Here is a 3,240-nt window from a genome sequence, read left to right as displayed (position 1 = left end):
GTACTGCGTCGCGCTCGGCCACGCGGTGTTCGGCGAGTCGATGTTCGCGCATGCGACCGATGCCTCCAAAATCGCGCTCGCCGCACTGGTCGCGCTATGCCGCCGGCACGGGGCCACGCAGATCGACTGCCAGCAGGCCACGCCCCACTTGGCCTCGCTGGGAGCGCGAACCATGCCGCGGCGCGAATTTCTGGCCGAGGTCGAGCGCCAGCGCCAACGGCCGCGTATGGATTGGCGCTTCGACGCCGTATACTGGGACTGGCTGAGCCCCGCATGACGCAACTCAACGACCTCCCTCTTCAGGCCCTGCAGTTCTACGCAACTGCGGCCTATCCCTGCAGCTACGTTGCCGGGCGGATGGCGCGCTCGCAGGTGGCCACGCCCAGCCATCTGATCCAGAACGCGACCTACTCCGAACTGGTCACAATGGGTTTCAGACGTAGCGGAATGTTCACCTACCGGCCCTACTGCGACGGCTGCCGCGCCTGCATTCCACTGCGCGTGCTGACCAGCGCGTTCCGCCCCGATCGCAGCCAGCGCCGCGCCCTGGTCCGGCACCAGGACCTGCAGGTCTCGATCTGCCGCCTGAGCTTCAGCGACGAACACTACCAACTCTACCTGCGCTACCAGCGCCAGCGCCACAGCGGCGGCGGCATGGACGAAGACCGCATCGACCAGTACACCCAGTTCCTGCTGCAAAGCCGCGTCAACTCGCGGCTGGTGGAATTCCGCGCGCCCGCGACCGGCGATGCGCCGGGTGCTCTGAAAATGGTCTCCATCCTCGACGTGCTCGAAGACGGCCTGTCGGCGGTCTACACCTTCTACGAACCCGAGCCCCATGTGAGCTACGGCACGTTCAATGTGCTGTGGCAGATCGAGCAGGCGCGCACCATGGGCCTGCCTTACGTCTACCTCGGCTACTGGATAGAAGGCAGCACGAAGATGGACTACAAGTCGCGCTTTCTGCCGCATGAAGTGCGCACCCAGGACGTCTGGGAGCGCATAGACCGCGCGCCGCGCCCGGCGCGCAGCGAACCGCTTTCGTAGGCGCGCGGCGCCACTCCTGCAGCTGCCCGCGGGCAGGCGCTAGAATCGCGCATTGCCGTCCCGCTTCCGCATTATGAAAATATCCGATCCCGGCACCCCCTCCGCACCCAGCGTCCAAGTTCTCGAACGCATGTTCACCCTCATCGACGTGCTGGCCTCGCGCGAGGAAGCGGTGTCGCTCAAGGAAATCAGCGAAAAAACCGGCCTGCATCCGTCCACGGCCCACCGCATCCTCAACGACCTGACCATAGGCCGCTACGTCGACCGCCCCGAGTCGGGCAGCTACCGCCTGGGCATGCGCCTGCTCGAGCTCGGCAACCTGGTCAAGGCGCGCCTCAATGTGCGCGAAGCCGCGATGGTGCCCATGCGCCTGCTGCACAAGCAGATCCAGCAGCCCGTGAACCTGAGCGTGCGCCAGGGCGATGAAATCGTCTATGTGGAGCGCACCTACAGCGAGCGCTCGGGAATGCAGGTGGTGCGCGCCATCGGCGGCCATGCGCCGCTGCACCTGACGTCCACGGGCAAGCTGTTCCTCGCCGCCGACGACCCGCAGCGCGTGCGCGCCTACGCCACGCGCACCGGCCTCGCGGGCAATACGCACAACTCCATCACCCAGCTCAGCGTGCTCGAGCACGAACTCGCCAAGGCGCGCCAATACGGCATTGCGCGCGACAACGAAGAACTGGAACTGGGCGTGCGCTGCATTGCCGCAGGCATTTATGACGACCAGGGCAAGCTGGTCGCGGGACTGTCGATTTCGGCACCCGCCGATCGCATCGACGACGGCTGGCTGCCCCGGCTGCAGTCCACGGCCGCGGAAATTTCCATGTCGCTGGGCTTCGCCGGCTGGCGCTCGGTGGATGGCATGCCCGCCACCAGTACAGCCGGATAAATCAAAGCCCCCGAGCGGCTTGCGCCGCTTGGAGGCTCCTGGCTTGCGGTCCCTGCGCCGGGACACGCCAGTTTAAAAGGCCGGAGGCTTTCAGCCCTTTATCTTGTGGCTGGCCAGGACTGCGGCCGCGCCGGCCTGGTTTTCGACCCAGTGGCGCACGCGCTCGGCGTCGGCCAGGCGGCTGAACTTGCCGGCGGAATCGAGGAACACCATGATCAGCTTGCGGCCCGCGACTTCGGCCTGCATCACCAGGCATTGGCCGGCTTCGGAGATATAGCCGGTCTTCTGCAGACCGATTTCCCAGGCCGGACTCTTCACCAGGCGGTTGGTGTTGTTGTATTGCAGCGTGCGCGGGCCCTGGGCCACTTCGTAGCCCGGCGAGGTGCTGAGTTCGCGCACCAGCGGATCGCCATGGGCGACATTGACCAGCACCGCGAGGTCACGCGCGCTCGACTGGTTGCGGCTCGACAGGCCCGTGGGCTCGACATACTTGGTATCGGTCATGCCCAGCAGCTTGGCCTTGACGTTCATCTGCGTCACGAACGCCGCCAGGCCGCCGGGATAGGTACGGCCCAGCGCATGGGCGGCGCGGTTCTCGCTCGACATCAGCGCCAGATGCAGCATTTCGCCACGCGTGAGCGTCGCGCCCACGCGCAGGCGCGAACTGCTGCCCTTCTCGGTGTCCACGTCGTCCTGGGTGATGGTCAGGACTTCGTCCATCGGCAGCCGGGCCTGGGAGATGATCAGCCCGGTCATGAGCTTGGTCAGCGAAGCAATGGGCAGCACCGCATGGTCGTTCTTGCTCAGCAGGACTTCGTGCGTATCCTGGTCCACCACCAGGGCCACGCTCGATTTCAGATCGAGCGGGTCGGTGACGTCATGCAGGCCGGCGAGCTGGCCGAACGACTGGCGCGCGGGCGCGTAAGCGACCGCTCGCACCGGGCTGCGGGCGCTGGCCGCGACGGCCCGGCCGGACTTGCCCGCTGCGGCCTGCTTGCGCGGCGCGGCCTTGGCCTTGGAAGTGTTGACGGCCTTGCTGGCACGCGCGGGCTTGCTTGCGCTGCTGGCTTGCTGCTTTTTCGCCACTTTCTTCTGCGCCGCGTAAGCCCCTGGAAGGGCCAGCATCCCGCTCAAGGCAAGCACGGCCGAAGCCTGAAAGAGACGGGCAATCACGGTGCGGTGACGGTGGTGCATCCAAATGCTCCAAGCAGCAAAAGTAGAAAAACAGTGTAGCAGAATCAAAAAAGTCGCACAAAACAACGAGTTGCACGACTTTTTTGAGAATGTGAGCGAGATTATAG

Annotated in this window: 3 protein-coding genes and 1 pseudogene; 3 read left to right on the top strand and 1 reads right to left on the bottom strand. The window is 65.5% G+C overall.

Annotation, left to right across the window (positions count from 1 at the left end; translation table 11 throughout):
• The 3 genes and pseudogenes from D3H34_RS31195 to D3H34_RS31185 form a co-directional block, all read left to right on the top strand.
• Positions 1 to 277 (top strand): annotated as a pseudogene (locus tag D3H34_RS31195) (leucyl/phenylalanyl-tRNA--protein transferase); the annotation flags it as partial.
• Complete coding sequence (locus tag D3H34_RS31190; RefSeq protein WP_119558701.1) at positions 274 to 1,047, top strand: arginyltransferase; 774 nt, start codon at positions 274 to 276, stop codon at positions 1,045 to 1,047. The pseudogene D3H34_RS31195 and the gene D3H34_RS31190, both read left to right, overlap by 4 nt.
• Positions 1,048 to 1,120: 73 nt before the next feature.
• A complete protein-coding gene (locus D3H34_RS31185) occupies positions 1,121 to 1,939 on the top strand; it encodes an IclR family transcriptional regulator (RefSeq protein WP_119558700.1) in 819 nt (272 codons plus the stop codon).
• 90 nt (positions 1,940 to 2,029) lie between these two features.
• Here D3H34_RS31185 and pbpG read toward each other — a convergent pair whose 3' ends face one another.
• On the bottom strand, positions 2,030 to 3,133 hold the full coding sequence (gene pbpG, locus D3H34_RS31180; RefSeq protein ID WP_119558699.1) for a D-alanyl-D-alanine endopeptidase: 1,104 nt from the start codon (positions 3,131 to 3,133) through the stop codon (positions 2,030 to 2,032).
• Positions 3,134 to 3,240: the final 107 nt, after the last annotated feature.

It is taken from the genome of Acidovorax cavernicola (assembly GCF_003581445.1).
This window is presented reverse-complemented; position numbering and strand designations above follow the sequence as displayed.

Excerpts from the sequence above, each read along its gene's own strand:
- pbpG (WP_119558699.1), bottom strand. The coding sequence starts at position 3,133 with ATGCACCACCGTCACCGCACCGTGATTGCCCGTCTCTTTCAGGCTTCG.
- D3H34_RS31185 (WP_119558700.1), top strand. The coding sequence starts at position 1,121 with ATGAAAATATCCGATCCCGGCACCCCCTCCGCACCCAGCGTCCAAGTT.
- D3H34_RS31190 (WP_119558701.1), top strand. The coding sequence starts at position 274 with ATGACGCAACTCAACGACCTCCCTCTTCAGGCCCTGCAGTTCTACGCA.